Source organism: Maribacter zhoushanensis, from assembly GCF_029350975.1.
Lineage (GTDB): Bacteria > Bacteroidota > Bacteroidia > Flavobacteriales > Flavobacteriaceae > Maribacter > Maribacter zhoushanensis.
Genome location: NZ_JARKMR010000003.1, coordinates 29,144 through 43,807, shown reverse-complemented (window position 1 = coordinate 43,807; position 14,664 = coordinate 29,144). Strand labels below are relative to the sequence as shown.

Below are 14,664 nucleotides of genomic sequence, written 5' to 3'. Positions count from 1 at the left end.
CTTCGTCTTTTTATTTTATACCAATTGGCTTATAAAACAGCTAGTTACCCCTTACAACCCACCCCTATAAAAACATCTTCATCTAAATAAAAGTTAATTTTTTTCTCAAAAATCCTTTTTTTATTTACTCAATACCAGTAATTTAGTCTTGCCATAGCATAAGTAGGTTAAGTTTATGGTAAGATTTGGGACGAAAAGGGTGGAGACTTCTCCGCCCTTTTCTATTTTAAAACCAAAAAAACCACCCATGAATAATTCATAAGTGGTTTCTTACAAGATAGTTAAGAATATTTCTACTCTTTCTTATTTGTTACTTGCGTATCTTTTTGACACCTCATCCCAGTTAATGATATTGAAAAATGCTTCAATATAGTCTGGTCTCTTGTTTTGGTAATTTAAGTAATATGCATGTTCCCAAACATCTAATCCTAAGATTGGCTGTCCTCCACATTCAACACCTGGCATTAAAGGATTATCTTGATTTGGCGTAGAACAAACCTCTACTTTACCACCTTCATGAACACATAACCATGCCCAACCAGAACCAAATCTAGTACCTGCCGCTGTAGTAAATTTATTTTTGAATTCTTCAAAAGAACCAAAAGCACTGTCAATTGCAGCTGCTAATTCTCCACTTGGCTTTCCACCTCCGTTTGGAGATAAGATAGTCCAGAACAAAGAATGATTATAAAATCCGCCACCATTATTTCTAACAGCACCGTTACTCATATCCAAACCAGTTAAAATATCCTCTATAGACTTACCATCAAGGTCTGTACCTTCAATAGCAGCATTTAACTTCGTTGTATAACCGTTATGATGTTTTGTATGATGTATTTCCATTGTCCTTGCATCAATATGAGGCTCAAGAGCATCATAAGCGTAAGGCAATTTTGGTAGTTCAAAAGCCATAATTTATGTATTTTTAGATTTATATTAATTGTATTTCAAAGTTACGGATTTTAACATTTATATTCACGTAATAATTTGTTAAGAACTGTACAGGAATCCTTAATTTGCGGTAAAAATCTGTGTCTAGTAATTCTTTTACCATATACAATGCTTCTGCGGGATCCGGCAAAACTTATGCTCTTGCCAAGGTATACTTGAAAATTATACTGGCTTCTCCTCAAAATTTTAGAAAGATTTTAGCTATCACATTTACCAATAAAGCGGTAAATGAAATGAAACATAGAATCTTGAACAGCTTGTTCGAATTCTCTAATACTACGTCTATTGAAGATGCAAATCCGTTATTCAATGACATCTTAAATGAAACTAGTTATACTTTTGAAGAATTACCCGCACTAAGCAAACTTCGGTTAAAACAAATATTACACAATTACGCATTTTTTGATATTTCAACCATTGATAAGTTTACACACAGACTAATAAGAACTTTTGCAAAAGACTTAAAGATCCCGCAAAATTTTGAGGTGGTACTTGATGTGGATCTTCTTTTACAAGAAGCCGTTGAACGTGTAATCAGTAAAGCAGGTGAAGACCCAGAATTCACAAAGGTGCTTTTAGATTTTGCTTTAGAAAAAATTGAAGATGACCGTAGCTGGGATATTGGATTTGATCTTTTAAAAATAGGTAAACTCATTTTCGATGAAAACAATGCTGAACATTTAAAGCAATTAAAAGATGTTGAATTAGGCGACTTCCTAAAATTACAAACCCATCTTAAAAAACAAACAAAAACTCTAGAGGCACGTATTATTGAACTAGCCTCTGCTTCTATTGATACTATCACTGCAACAGGATTAGACCTTAAAGATTTCCCAAGAGAAACATTACCTAATCATTTTAAGAAAATAATAGCCGGCAACTTTACGCCTACCCAACTTTACAATAACAAACTAGAGGATAATTTAATTCAAGGCAAAATTGTAAAAGCTACTGTTAAAAATGCACCAGAAGATTTAGCACCACAACTACTTCAGCATTACCAAGCCATAAAGCAATTGATTTATAAAAGGGGACTCTATGCCAATATCAATAGAAACATTATCCCTTTTGCATTGTTGAACGCCATTCAAAAAGAGCTGAAGATTATTCAAGAAGAAAAAGACCAATTGTCTATTTCAGAATTCAACACCCTAATTGCCAAAGAGGTCAAGGATCAACCTGCACCGTTTATTTACGAGCGACTTGGAGAAAAATACCGTCATTACTTTATAGATGAATTTCAAGATACTTCACAAATGCAATGGGAAAACCTCATTCCTTTAATTGGGAGTGCCATGGAAGGTGAAGATGAATTAGGTAGTACCGGCTCCTTGTTTTTGGTGGGCGACCCAAAACAAGCTATTTATAGATGGCGTGGTGGTAAGGCCGAACAGTTTCTAGAACTGGCAACACACCAAACGCATCCGTTTACCATAGCATCAGACCTGGTAACTTTACCCAAAAACTACAGAAGTTATGCAGAAGTCATCAATTTCAACAACAACTTTTTTCAAAGTATAAGTCCGTTTTTAGAGAACGACATTTACCAAGAGTTCTTTAAAAAAGGAAATACCCAAGAAACCAATCAGAAAGAAGGTGGCTATGTACATATTTCCCTATTAGAAGAAGATAACGATGACGAATATGCTGCAAACACCTTAACTACTATTCAGCAATGCTTAGACCAAGGCTACACCAATAGTGACATCTGTATTATCATTAGAAAGAAAAAGCATGGTCTACTGTTGGCAGATTTTTTAATGCAGCATAAAATACCTGTTGTTTCGTCTGACTCTTTGTTACTAAGCGAAAGTGCAAAAGCAATTTTCTTGGTGCAGCTTATTCGATATATGGTTCAGCCTACTGAACAAGAGATTCAATATGAGATTTTAAATTTTCTATCTGAAGGAAAAAATGATAAGCACGCCTACATCTATGAGAACCTAGGCAAGCTAGATGCACACCTTTTAGAAATATATGGATTTGACGCTTCTAAACTTAGACAGGCTTCGGTGTTTGATGGATTAGCTTATGCCATAAAAACCTTTGACTTAATCCCTACTTCTGACGCTCACCTTTCTGCTTTTATGGATCTTGTTTTTGACGTTGAACAGAAATATGGTTCAGATATGCAGTCTTTTTTAGATTATTGGGACAAGAAAGGTAATTCGGCAAGCATTAGTACACCAGAAAATATTGAATCGGTACAGATCATGACCATTCACAAATCTAAAGGTTTAGAGTTTCCGGTAGTTATTTTCCCATATGCCGATTCTAACGTTTATGAAGAAATTGATCCTAAATTATGGCTTCCGGTAAATAAAAAGGAATTTCTCGGTTTTTCTGAAGTTCTCATCAATAAAAAACAAGAAGTACAAGAATATGGCGAGTTAGAATCATTGCTGTATGAAATAGACCATCAAAAATTACAGCTAGATGCCTTTAACCTTTTGTACGTAGTACTTACCAGAGCGGTTAAAGCACTGTTTATCATTAGCGCCAACAAACTAGATAAAAAGGGCGAACACAATACCAATTACTACTCTGGGCTATTCATTCATTTTTTAAAGAGTATTGACGAATATCAACAAGATAAATTATCATATGATTTTGGAGAATTACCGCTACAAAGCACTAAAGAACAAACTAGTACAGACCAATTAACTATACCTTATATATATACTAATAAAAATAGACCCGATTTTAAGATACTTGCACTAGCAGGTACTTTATGGGATGAGGGTTTAGATATTGCCATTAACCAAGGTAATGTTATACATTATATATTAGGAGCTATTTACACGACTTCAAATTTAGATAGAGCAGTACAAATGGCACTACAAAAAGGACTGATCAAAGAGCAAGAAGTAAACGGGATAAAGGAAATTGTAAAAAAGGTCATCTTTCATAAAGATTTGACCCAGTTTTACCAAAGTGATGTAGAGGTATTAAATGAACGCGACTTATTACTTGCAGATGGTACCGTTCAAAGACCAGATAGGGTAGTGATTAAAAATAACCACGCTACCATTATAGATTATAAAACTGGGGAACAAAACCCCAAATACCATCATCAAATAAATGCATATGCCCAGAGTTTTTCAAATATGGGCTACACAATTGATCACAAAATCATTGTATACATAAACACAGAAATAGAATTAGATTATATATAAAGGAATATGTACGGAAAAATCAAAGAACATTTACAGCAAGAAATTGAGAACATTAAAAATGACGGACTCTTTAAAGAGGAACGGGTAATTGTTTCTCCACAAGATGCCGTTATAAAAATTAATACAGGACAAGAGGTTATAAATTTTTGCGCCAATAATTATTTAGGTCTTTCATCTCACCCAGATGTTATACAAGCCGCTAAAGATGCTATGGATACGCATGGCTTTGGTATGTCTTCTGTTCGTTTTATCTGTGGTACACAAGATATTCACAAAACCTTAGAACAAAAGATTGCACATTTCTATGGCACAGAGGATACCATATTATATGCCGCTGCCTTTGATGCTAATGGCGGAGTGTTTGAACCTTTGCTTACTGCAGAAGATGCCATCATATCTGACTCTTTAAACCATGCTTCTATAATTGACGGTGTTCGTTTGTGTAAAGCAAAGCGCTACCGTTATGCAAATAGCGACATGGCAGATTTAGAAGCGCAGCTGATAAAAGCGAACGAAGACGGAGCTCGTTTTAAAATTATCGTTACCGATGGCGTGTTCTCCATGGACGGTATTGTAGCTCCGTTAGATAAGATTTGTGATCTAGCCGATAAATATGATGCTTTAGTAATGATCGATGAATGCCATGCAACCGGATTTATAGGTGAGAAAGGTAAAGGAACCTTAGAGGAAAAAGGTGTAATGGGCAGAATTGACATTATTACAGGGACCTTAGGTAAAGCATTAGGTGGCGCCATGGGCGGATATACAACAGGTAAAAAAGAAATCATCACCTTATTAAGACAAAGATCTAGACCCTATCTATTCTCAAACTCCTTGGCACCAGCAATTGTAGGGGCATCTATTAAGGTGTTTGACATGCTGGAGAATGACACTTCTTTAAGAGATAAGTTGCAAGAAAATACTGCATACTTTAAAAAAGGCATTAAAAACGCAGGCTTTGACATTGTTGATGGAGATTCTGCCATTGTCCCCGTAATGTTGTACGATGCAAAATTATCGCAAGATATGGCCAACAAATTGTTGGAAAGGGGCATTTATGTTATCGGTTTTTTCTATCCGGTAGTGCCAAAAGGCAAGGCCCGTATTAGGGTTCAACTATCTGCGGCACATTCTAAAGAACATTTAGATGCGGCCATTAAGGCGTTTACAGAAGTTGGAAAAGAATTAAAAATCGTTTAAATGCAGCATTTAATCTATTAAAAGCGCTAAAAAAAATAGGAAATTGATTTTGTTAATAATATTTAACAAGTTACATTTGCAGCTAATAAACACTTAAACTTAAAATTTAATACATGAAACATCTTAGCAAATTATTGGCGGTTGCCCTACTTGTAGTAGGTATCAACAGCATACAAGCGCAAGACGAGAATAACCCTTGGCAAGTGCAATTTGGGGTTAATGCCATTGACGTATATCCAACTTCGGATGTAAGTTCTTTCGGTAACGAATTCTTCAATGTGAACGATCACTGGAACATTTTACCTTCTATCTCTTACGTAGGAGTATCTAAGTCAATTGGAGATGGTTTCTCTGTTGGTGCAAGAGGTTCTCTTAACAAAATCAGCAAATTAGGTGATACTAGCGTTGACGATTTATCTCACTACGCTATAGATGGTACAATTAAATATGATATCATAAAAAGACAAACTGTTATCGATCCTTTCGTAGAAATCGGTGGTGGTTATACTTGGATCGATGAAATCGGTGCTGGTACTGCAAATGGTGGTGTTGGTGTAAACATCTGGTTTTCTGAAAACTTAGGTCTTACATTACAATCTTCTTACAAGCATGCTTTCGAAGATTACTTAGCTCCTCACTTCCAACACTTAGCTGGTATTTCAGTTAAATTTGGTGGTACTGATACTGATGGTGATGGTATCTACGATAAAGATGATGCTTGTCCAGAAGTTGCTGGTCTTGAAGCATTCAACGGTTGTCCTGATTCTGACGGTGATGGCATCGAAGACAGCAAAGATGCTTGTCCTAACGAAGCTGGTTCTAAAGAAATGAACGGATGTCCTGATGCTGACGGTGACGGTGTTGCTGATAAAGATGATGCTTGTCCTAACGAAGCTGGTCTTCCTGCTTTAGCTGGTTGTCCTGATGCTGATGGTGACGGTGTTGCTGATAAAGATGACGCTTGTCCTTCTGAAGCTGGTCCTGCTGAAAACAAAGGTTGTCCTTGGGCTGATAAAGACGGTGACGGTGTACTTGACAAAGATGATCAATGTCCAGATGTTGCTGGTACAGTAGCTAACGCTGGTTGTCCTGAAGTAACTGAAGAAGTTCAAAAGCAATTGAACGATTACGCTAGAACTATCTTATTTGATACAGGTAAATCTTCTATCAAAGCTGAATCTACTTCTGTAATGGTTGACATTATCACAATCCTTAAAGAATACCCTAACGCTAAGTTTACTGTTGAAGGTCATACTGACAGCGTAGGTAGCGAAAAATTAAACCAAAGCCTTTCTGAGTCAAGAGCTCTTTCTGTAAAAGAATTCTTAGTAGACAAAGGAATCGAAGAGTTTAGATTATCTGCTGTAGGTTACGGTGAGTCTAAGCCAATGGCTACAAACAATACAAGAGCTGGTAGAGCTCAAAACAGAAGGGTAGAAATTAACTTAGTAAAATAAGTTTAATAAAAACCTAAGTGTTTTAATAAATAAAAGCTCCGCAATATTGCGGAGCTTTTTTATTTTTACACCATGCAGAGCTTTATAAAAGATGTAGTACAAGAAGTAATAAAGAATAACCCAGATACTGGTAATGTAGTTTTTATTCTACCCAGTAAACGTGCAGGTGTTTTTCTTAAAAAAATATTATCGCAATCTCTTACCAAAACAGTACTTGCTCCAGAAATCTATAGTATAGAAGATTTCATAGAAAAGGTTTCTAACTTAGTTACCGCAAATACTACCACGCAATTATTTGAACTCTATAATGCCTATTTAAAAGTAGGGGACTATGAAAAAGAATCTTTCGATTCTTTCTTAAAATGGGGACAAATACTTTTACAAGATTTTAATGAAGTTGATCGTTATTTAGTTGACGCATCTACCTTATACCAAAATGTAGCCGCTATACAAGAGGTAAACCACTGGTCATTAAATACAGATAATTCTGAGATGATTGAAAATTATCTTCATTTCTGGAGGTATCTTGAGGGTATATACCATCAGTTTAATAACCGGTTACTTGAACAGGGACTAGGACACCAGGGTCTTATTTACAAAACCTCGGTTTCAGAATTACCAAATTACCTCAGCAACACCAACAAAAAACATGTGTTCTTAGGTTTTAATGCACTGAACACGGCAGAAAGTATTCTCATCCAAACCATTCTTGAAAAGACAGATGCTTCTATTTATTGGGATATTGACCCTTACTTTCTACAAGACAATATTCATGATGCTGGTTTTTTTATACGCAACTACCAAAGCACTTGGAATATTTTAAAAGACAAACCTCTTGCAGGGCTCACCAATTACTACAATACCAAAAAGAATATTGAAATTATTGGTGTTCCTAAAAATATCTCACAAGTCAATTATGTGGGTGACTTGCTGTACAACATAAAAAATGAATCCCCAGACTCCTTGCGTAACGCTGCTATTGTTCTAGGTAATGAAGAATTATTGAATCCGTTGTTGAATTCTATTCCTGACAATATTCCTGCCACGAATATTACCATGGGGCAAAAGCTAGAATCTACAACATTGGCTAGCTTTTTTACCAACCTTATTGAGTTTCATGAACAAAAAACCGAAAAGGGATGGTTCTACAAGCATTTACTGAATCTTTTGACACATTCATATGCTGTATTACTATTTGATGCTAACGAAGTCTCTACAGAGCGTTTAGTTTCAAAAATCAAAACGAATAACTGGTCTTACATCACCAATACTCAAATACGTGAACTGCTACCAGAAAATGCGGCTATACATTTACTTTTTGAAGATGTAAAGAATAATCCAAACAAGCTTATAGATAACTTTCTGGCACTTATTCAGTCCATCAGAATTATAGAAATTGTAAAACAGAATTCTTTACTATTAGAACAGTTATATAAATTTTTCACCCTATTCAATCAATTAAAAGATTTATGCACAAGCTTTACATACATCAATAATCTAAAAAGTCTTAAGCATCTGTTTAGTCAATTATTGAGTTCAGAAACTTTAGATTTTCAGGGGAATCCTATTGAAGGTATCCAGATTATGGGGATGTTAGAAAGTAGATTGCTAGATTTTGAAACAATTATTATTACTTCTGTAAATGAGGGGGTTTTACCATCAGGGAAATCTAATAACTCATTTATACCCTTTGACCTAAAAATAAAAAACGGATTACCTACATATAAAGAGAAAGATGCGGTTTATACCTATCACTTTTATCGTTTACTGCAACGTGCCAAAAATGTATACGTTCTTTATAATACAGAACCAGATGCTTTAGAAGGTGGCGAAAGAAGTAGGTTAATTACCCAACTATTAACTGACGACAATAGAACAGATATAAAATCTTTTATTGCCACACCCACTATTCAGCCTATTACAAAAGAAATAGAGCAGGTTGATAAGACAAAAAGTTTAATGGAGCTTATTCGTGAGAAAGCAAGAAAAGGCTTTTCACCAAGCTCACTGAGTAATTATATTAGAAACCCTATTGATTTTTATAAGCAGAATTTATTGAATATCAATGAAGTCATGCAAGTAGAGGAAACTTTGGCACCAAATACCTTTGGCACCATTGTTCATGATAGTTTAGAAGAGCTATACACACCGCTAGTTGGAAAAACCTTAACCAAAGAATTACTGAACGATATTCGTAAAAACGTTTCTACATCAGTAGCACGTAATTTTGAGAAAACGTACAAAGAAGGAAACATAAGTTCCGGTAAAAATTATATTTCTTTTCATGTTATCCTGAAATACATACAAACGTTTATTGATGCTGAAATAGCTGCTATAAAAGACCATAGCATTAAAATTATTGCGCTAGAACAGGCATTGTCTGTACCATTAACTGTACCAGGGTTAGATTTCCCTATTATCTTAAAAGGAAAATTAGATCGCGTAGATGAATATGATGGCATAACCCGTATCATAGATTACAAAACAGGTAAGGTAGAACGCCGTAATGTTGAACTAATGGATTGGGATGTCTTGACAGATGAGTACCAATTCAGCAAAGCGTTTCAATTACTTTGCTACGGATTAATGTTTTTCAAAACGCATCCCACAGAAAATCTAACCATACAAGCAGGTATTATATCCCTTAAGAATTTTGCCGATGGCACTTTGCTATTCGCTCAAAAAGAAGCTGCTCGAGGACCAAAAAATCACATTATAAATAATGAGGTAATTTCTGATTTCGAGCAGATACTTGGTCAGTTGATTACAGAAATCTGTAATGCTGACATTCCTTTTACAGAGAAAGAAGTGTAATACTATTTCTTGTCCGGTCTTGTAGGCCTTACCTCTATTTTACTAGGTAAGGTTCTTTCGTTCATTTGTAAAAGATCCAATACCAATTCACCAATATCTTCTGGTTGAATTTTCCATGCATCTTTTTCATCTGGTTCGTTGTTATTAAAATGTGTGGACACAGATCCCGGCATAATAGTAGATACTTTAATATCATACTGTCTTAAATCTAGCATTGCCGCTTGCGTAAAGCCAACTACTCCAAATTTAGAAGCGTTGTACCCAGCTCCTTTTGCAAAGAAATTGGTACCTGCCAAACTTGCCAATGTTATGTAATATCCTTTTGACTTTTTCAACTCTTCAACAGATGCCTTCAATGTATGGAAAGCTCCATTTAGGTTAGTATTTATCATTTGATGCCATTCATCATCTGTCATCTCATCTATGGGCGCAAAATTACCAACTCCGGCATTTGCTAAAACCACATCTACCTGACCCCATTTCTCCATAATTTTAGTTACTGCACTCTTTTCATCCGCTATCTTGCCAACATCAGAAACAATACCTAAAACCGCTTCGTTATCAAAATCTTTTAGCGCCTGATCTACGCTCTCTTGAGATCGACCACTAACGGCAACTCTCATGCCTTGTTTTAACAATGTTTGTGCAACAGCAAATCCAATACCCTTGGTGCCTCCTGTTATATAGGCTACTTTATTTTTTAAATCTTTCATGGTTCAATTTTTAATTATACCACAAGGTAGCAAATCTCTATTTTTTTTATTGTTCTTTTAGATTAAGAATTAACGGATTTCATTCATTATATTTAACTACAACTTAATACTCAACAATGAACAGAATTATCGTTTGGTCTATAACCGTAGCGCTTGCAGGATTTTTATTCGGATTTGACACCGTTGTTATCAGTGGCGCTAACGAACCCATAAAACAGTTGTGGAACACCTCACCCCTATTTCACGGTACCTTTATAATGAGTATGGCACTTTGGGGAACAGTTGTAGGATCTCTTTTTGGTGGAATTCCTACCAAAAATTTAGGACGTAAAAAGACCTTACTTTGGGTAGGTATCTTATTCTTGGTTTCTGCCTTGGGATCTGCCTTGGCGCAAGACCCATATTCCTTTTCCGTATTTCGTTTCATTGGCGGTGTTGGTGTTGGTATTTCATCTGTTGCCGCTCCTATTTATATTTCTGAAATTACATCTAAAGAGAATCGTGGTAAGCTTGGCGGACTCTATCAGTTTTGGTTGGTATTCGGTATTTTAATCGCCTTTGTTTCTAACTGGTTATTAAAAGGTTTTGATGGTGCTAACGATTGGCGTTGGATGTTGGGTGTTGAAGCCATACCCGCGTTGATATACACGGTAATGGTATTGACCGTACCAGAAAGTCCAAGATGGTTGGCCTTACATAAAAAAGACGATGAAGCTTCATTGAAAATATTAGAGATTATATACCCTAAAGAAAAGGCTTCTCAACATTTAGCTGAAATAAAGACCGATTTGCAACATACCACCAAAAGCGAAAAACTGTTTCAAAAGAAATACTCAAAGGTGCTTTGGCTGGCTTTCTTTATTGCATTTTTCAATCAATTATCAGGTATTAATTTTGTGCTGTACTATGCACCAGAAATTTTAGAACAGGCCGGGTTAGGTGGTAAAGAATCTTTATTTAATTCTATTGCCATTGGTATCGTTAACCTTGTATTCACCTTTATTGGTATACGTTTATTGGATAAATTAGGTAGAAGACAATTGATCATTATTGGATCTATAGGTTACATTATTAGTTTAATTATGGTGGGTCTTTGTTTTCAAATGAATTTAGGATCTACACTTACCATTACCTTCATCTGTACTTTTGTTGCTTCTCATGCCATTGGGCAAGGTGCGGTTATTTGGGTATTTATCTCAGAAATATTCCCTAATAGCGTTCGTGCATACGGGCAATCTTGGGGTGTTAGTGTACATTGGGTATTTGCAGCGATTATAACACTGATCACTCCGTTTTTCTTAGATTCTGCACAAGGTGTATTGAAAGACCAGGTATGGTATATCTATTACTTTTTCTGTGGCATGATGGTATTGCAACTTATATGGGCTATAACCAAAATGCCAGAAACCAAAGGGGTTTCTTTAGAGGAACTGAGCAAGGAGTTGGTGAAAGAATAAAACAGCATCCTGTTAGACATAAATTAATTAAAAAGCCCTCATTATAAATTTAGTGAGGGCTTTGTATTTGATTTAAAACATTCATTATTCTTTAATATGAATTATGACCAATATCTGTAAAGAATTAGCACTAATGCCTTTAAATTTTTATAATAACCGGTATTGAAACTGGCTTATTTAATCCTCCTCTATTGTTTTTGATTTTCTTTTATGGGCAAGCATACCACCAAAACCCCATAACAAAATACCTGACCAAAAAACCAGCTGATCAAAAGCTAATACTTCCTTATATGTAATGTCTTCAATAGTAGCGTTAAGTATGACCATGATTGCACCTGCAACACTTACAACTATGGCAATAATCTGAACTGTATTAAGCTTTTTCATTTTTCTAAATTAGAAAATTTATTACTAGTTCACACTAAACTTCTCACGATAAGCCGTTGGGCTAATACCTTCTTTCTTTTTGAACAACCTTGAAAAATAGTGTGGATATTCAAAACCTAATTCATATGCTACCTCAGCAATACTTTTACTGGGATGCAGCAACATATTCTTAGCTTCATCTATTAACAACAATTGCAAATTTTCCGTGGTGGTCTTACCGGTCTCCTTTTTTAAGGTGTCGCTTAGATAACGTTGCGAAATTGCCATTTTATCAGCAATCTGTTCTATGCTAGGTATTCCATTTTCCTGTAGCTGACCAGATTCTACGTACTTCAACAACTGCGTATTAAACCGTTCTAACAAACTTGTAGAAAGTTCTTTTCTGTTCAAAAATTGTCGCTCATAAAAGCGATTGGCGTATTTCAACAAGGTGCTCAATTGAGAAATAATAATGTCCTTACTGAACTCGTCTTGGTTATTTTGATATTCAACCTCAATATTCTCGACAATGGATTCTATCTGCTTTTCTTCTTTTGGTGAAAGGTGCAATGCTTCATTGACCGAGTAGGAAAAGAAACCATATTTTTTGATTTGATGCGCCAACTCCGTTCCTTTTAAAAAGTCCTCGTGAAAGCTGATCGAAAAACCTTTTTGCTCAAATACCGCTGCCTCGTTCCATTGCAATACTTGCCTTGGCGCTATAAAAAATAGCGCTCCGTTATTGAAATCGTACTTAGTTCGACCGTAGTTTAAATCACCCTGTACAAACTTCTTAAAACTAATGGTATAACAATCGTTGGTAATGGGCGGCGAACTTTCTTTGGGGCATGGTAAAAAACCATCTCCCGTTGCCGAAAATACACTCAACATAGGGTGTTCCGGACCAGGTAGTTCCAAATACGCTATATAGGATGATAATGTTTTAAAATGCTGCATACTACTTGTTCATTTCTTTAGCTGCAAATTGTAATTGTTTATTATACCCATCTATTCTGGCATGGGCGGTACCATCTACCAATAAAATAACCGTCAGCATGGCTATGGTAGTAATCATACTAGCTCTCCAAACCGGTGTACTTACAAATAGCAGTACTATGGCACAAGCTATAATTATGATGGGTATCGCCTTAAATACAATAGTATCATATTCTTTTAAGGTAGCTTCGGCACGCTCCAATTCTGATGCTACAAACGCCGGTGCATCTGTTTTGTAGGCTTTTTCAAATTGGGGAATTCTTGATTTATTGGTAAAGAACAATCCCAACCCAATTATCAAAAGTAAACTGCCCGCTACCAATGTAGGAATTATATACGCTCTGGCGATATCTGTTTTGCCCAATTGCCAAAACCCTAAGCTTGCCACTAAAAATGCTAAACCGAACAGCATGAAGAACGGAGTTGAAAACAACTCTGCCTTTGCCCAATTTGTAGCTTCTTTTAAAATATCCATATCTATAATTTTGGTCATTTACTAATTTACAAATTCCACGTTACACCTGTTTCCTTTTCCGAAAGCTCCCAAAGCTTTTCCATAACCGGCTTGTCTTTTGCGTGTGGTTCTAGTTTACATTCCCCAACCGGACCTGTCCAATAGTTTTTACCTGTTGGTCCATAAAATGCGGTTTGATCCAAATCTGGCTCGATGGCACACATCAATTCTGGGTATGCCCCTTTCTCTGCAGATTGTACCATGGGTGTTAATTTCATGATCTGCCAAATAAATCTTGTCAACAAGCTACCGCTGGTCTTGATCAATGATGTTGAAGAAGCTCCAGGGTGGCAGGCATAAGATTTTACACCAGTTTTTCCCGCTGCTTTCAGTTTATCCTGTAATTCATAAACAGTCATAATCTGTGCCAGCTTACTTTGGCTATATACCGCGTTGGGGTTATAATTCTTGTCCCAGTTCATATCATTGAACTGTATGGTCTTAATACCTAGATTATAACCCATACTGCCCACTGTCACTATACGCCCTTTTGATTCTTCTATACGCGGGTACAGTAAAGCCTGCAATAAGAAATTACCGTAGTGGTTTACCCCTAACTGACTTTCAAAACCATCTTCCGTAAATGTTTGTTTGGGTACTTGCGCAATGGCGGCATTGCACATAAGGGCATCTATTTGTGGCACGGTTCTCAGTACTTCTTCCGCAGCTTTCCTAACCGATGCCAATGATGCCAAGTCCATTTCTATATTGCTTACCGGTATGGCATTGCCAAGTTCTTGCTTTAAGGTTGTCAACGTATCGGCAACCTTTTTAGGGTTACGGTTCAGCATTACCACTTTAGCCCCTTTTTTCAGCAGTATTCTTGCCGCCTCAAAACCAGTACCACTGGTTGTTCCGGTAATTATATATGTTTTGCCTTTAAGGCTTTTGATTCTATCAGGGGTCCACCCTTTTTTACCAAATTGTGTTGTACTCATATCGCCTATTTTTTAAATGTCTAAAAGAATAGGACAAAGGTATGTGCCAAGATGCCGTTAGGACTTACACACATTTTCGAAT

11 protein-coding genes are annotated in these 14,664 nt (G+C 36.1%); 5 read left to right on the top strand and 6 right to left on the bottom strand.

Going from position 1 to position 14,664, the window contains the following annotated elements; translation table 11 throughout:
• Nucleotides 1-303: 303 nt before the first annotated feature.
• The gene (locus PXD56_RS10620; protein WP_276493321.1) at nt 304-912 is read right to left on the bottom strand and encodes a superoxide dismutase; all 609 of its coding nucleotides are present in this window, start codon (nt 910-912) and stop codon (nt 304-306) included.
• Nucleotides 913-1,031: 119 nt separating this feature from the next.
• Between PXD56_RS10620 and PXD56_RS10615 the strand changes: the two genes are divergently transcribed.
• The 4 genes from PXD56_RS10615 to PXD56_RS10600 all read left to right on the top strand — a co-directional run bounded on the left by PXD56_RS10615 (nt 1,032) and on the right by PXD56_RS10600 (nt 9,598).
• Nucleotides 1,032-4,127 carry a UvrD-helicase domain-containing protein gene (locus PXD56_RS10615; RefSeq protein WP_276493320.1) on the top strand — a complete coding sequence of 1,032 codons (3,096 nt, stop codon included), beginning with the start codon at nt 1,032-1,034 and terminating at the stop codon, nt 4,125-4,127.
• 6 nt (nt 4,128-4,133) lie between these two features.
• Complete coding sequence (gene kbl / locus PXD56_RS10610) at nt 4,134-5,327, top strand: glycine C-acetyltransferase (RefSeq protein WP_276493319.1); 1,194 nt, start codon at nt 4,134-4,136, stop codon at nt 5,325-5,327.
• Between the two features lie 113 nt (nt 5,328-5,440).
• Complete coding sequence (locus PXD56_RS10605) at nt 5,441-6,784, top strand: OmpA family protein (RefSeq protein ID WP_276493318.1); 1,344 nt, start codon at nt 5,441-5,443, stop codon at nt 6,782-6,784.
• Nucleotides 6,785-6,856: 72 nt separating this feature from the next.
• Nucleotides 6,857-9,598 (top strand): PD-(D/E)XK nuclease family protein, encoded by a 2,742-nt coding sequence (locus PXD56_RS10600; protein WP_276493317.1) that lies wholly within the window; start codon nt 6,857-6,859, stop codon nt 9,596-9,598.
• Nucleotides 9,599-9,600: 2 nt separating this feature from the next.
• On the opposite strand, the gene PXD56_RS10595 is transcribed toward PXD56_RS10600, so the two are convergent.
• Nucleotides 9,601-10,311, bottom strand: coding sequence for an SDR family oxidoreductase (locus PXD56_RS10595; RefSeq protein ID WP_276493316.1), 711 nt, complete (start codon nt 10,309-10,311; stop codon nt 9,601-9,603).
• 116 nt (nt 10,312-10,427) lie between these two features.
• On the opposite strand from PXD56_RS10595, the gene PXD56_RS10590 reads away from it, so the two are divergent.
• Nucleotides 10,428-11,768, top strand: a complete 1,341-nt coding sequence (locus PXD56_RS10590) for a sugar porter family MFS transporter (RefSeq protein ID WP_276493315.1) — start codon at nt 10,428-10,430, stop codon at nt 11,766-11,768.
• 177 nt (nt 11,769-11,945) lie between these two features.
• On the opposite strand, the gene PXD56_RS10585 is transcribed toward PXD56_RS10590, so the two are convergent.
• The 4 genes from PXD56_RS10585 to PXD56_RS10570 are packed head-to-tail and all read right to left on the bottom strand — an operon-like array spanning nt 11,946 to nt 14,582.
• On the bottom strand, nt 11,946-12,155 hold the full coding sequence (locus PXD56_RS10585) for a hypothetical protein (protein WP_276493314.1): 210 nt from the start codon (nt 12,153-12,155) through the stop codon (nt 11,946-11,948).
• Between the two features lie 24 nt (nt 12,156-12,179).
• Nucleotides 12,180-13,091 (bottom strand): helix-turn-helix domain-containing protein, encoded by a 912-nt coding sequence (locus tag PXD56_RS10580; RefSeq protein WP_276493313.1) that lies wholly within the window; start codon nt 13,089-13,091, stop codon nt 12,180-12,182.
• 1 nt (nt 13,092) lies between these two features.
• Nucleotides 13,093-13,623 (bottom strand): hypothetical protein, encoded by a 531-nt coding sequence (locus PXD56_RS10575; protein WP_338088454.1) that lies wholly within the window; start codon nt 13,621-13,623, stop codon nt 13,093-13,095.
• A gap of 8 nt (nt 13,624-13,631) precedes the next feature.
• Nucleotides 13,632-14,582 carry an SDR family oxidoreductase gene (locus tag PXD56_RS10570; protein ID WP_276493312.1) on the bottom strand — a complete coding sequence of 317 codons (951 nt, stop codon included), beginning with the start codon at nt 14,580-14,582 and terminating at the stop codon, nt 13,632-13,634.
• Between the last annotated feature and the right edge of the window lie 82 nt (nt 14,583-14,664).

Bases quoted from the DNA above. Each gene is read 5' to 3' on its own strand.
- PXD56_RS10620 (WP_276493321.1), bottom strand. From the start codon at position 912: ATGGCTTTTGAACTACCAAAATTGCCTTACGCTTATGATGCTCTTGAG.
- kbl (WP_276493319.1), top strand. From the start codon at position 4,134: ATGTACGGAAAAATCAAAGAACATTTACAGCAAGAAATTGAGAACATT.
- PXD56_RS10605 (WP_276493318.1), top strand. From the start codon at position 5,441: ATGAAACATCTTAGCAAATTATTGGCGGTTGCCCTACTTGTAGTAGGT.
- PXD56_RS10600 (WP_276493317.1), top strand. From the start codon at position 6,857: ATGCAGAGCTTTATAAAAGATGTAGTACAAGAAGTAATAAAGAATAAC.
- PXD56_RS10595 (WP_276493316.1), bottom strand. From the start codon at position 10,311: ATGAAAGATTTAAAAAATAAAGTAGCCTATATAACAGGAGGCACCAAG.
- PXD56_RS10590 (WP_276493315.1), top strand. From the start codon at position 10,428: ATGAACAGAATTATCGTTTGGTCTATAACCGTAGCGCTTGCAGGATTT.
- PXD56_RS10585 (WP_276493314.1), bottom strand. From the start codon at position 12,155: ATGAAAAAGCTTAATACAGTTCAGATTATTGCCATAGTTGTAAGTGTT.
- PXD56_RS10580 (WP_276493313.1), bottom strand. From the start codon at position 13,091: ATGCAGCATTTTAAAACATTATCATCCTATATAGCGTATTTGGAACTA.
- PXD56_RS10575 (WP_338088454.1), bottom strand. From the start codon at position 13,623: ATGACCAAAATTATAGATATGGATATTTTAAAAGAAGCTACAAATTGG.
- PXD56_RS10570 (WP_276493312.1), bottom strand. From the start codon at position 14,582: ATGAGTACAACACAATTTGGTAAAAAAGGGTGGACCCCTGATAGAATC.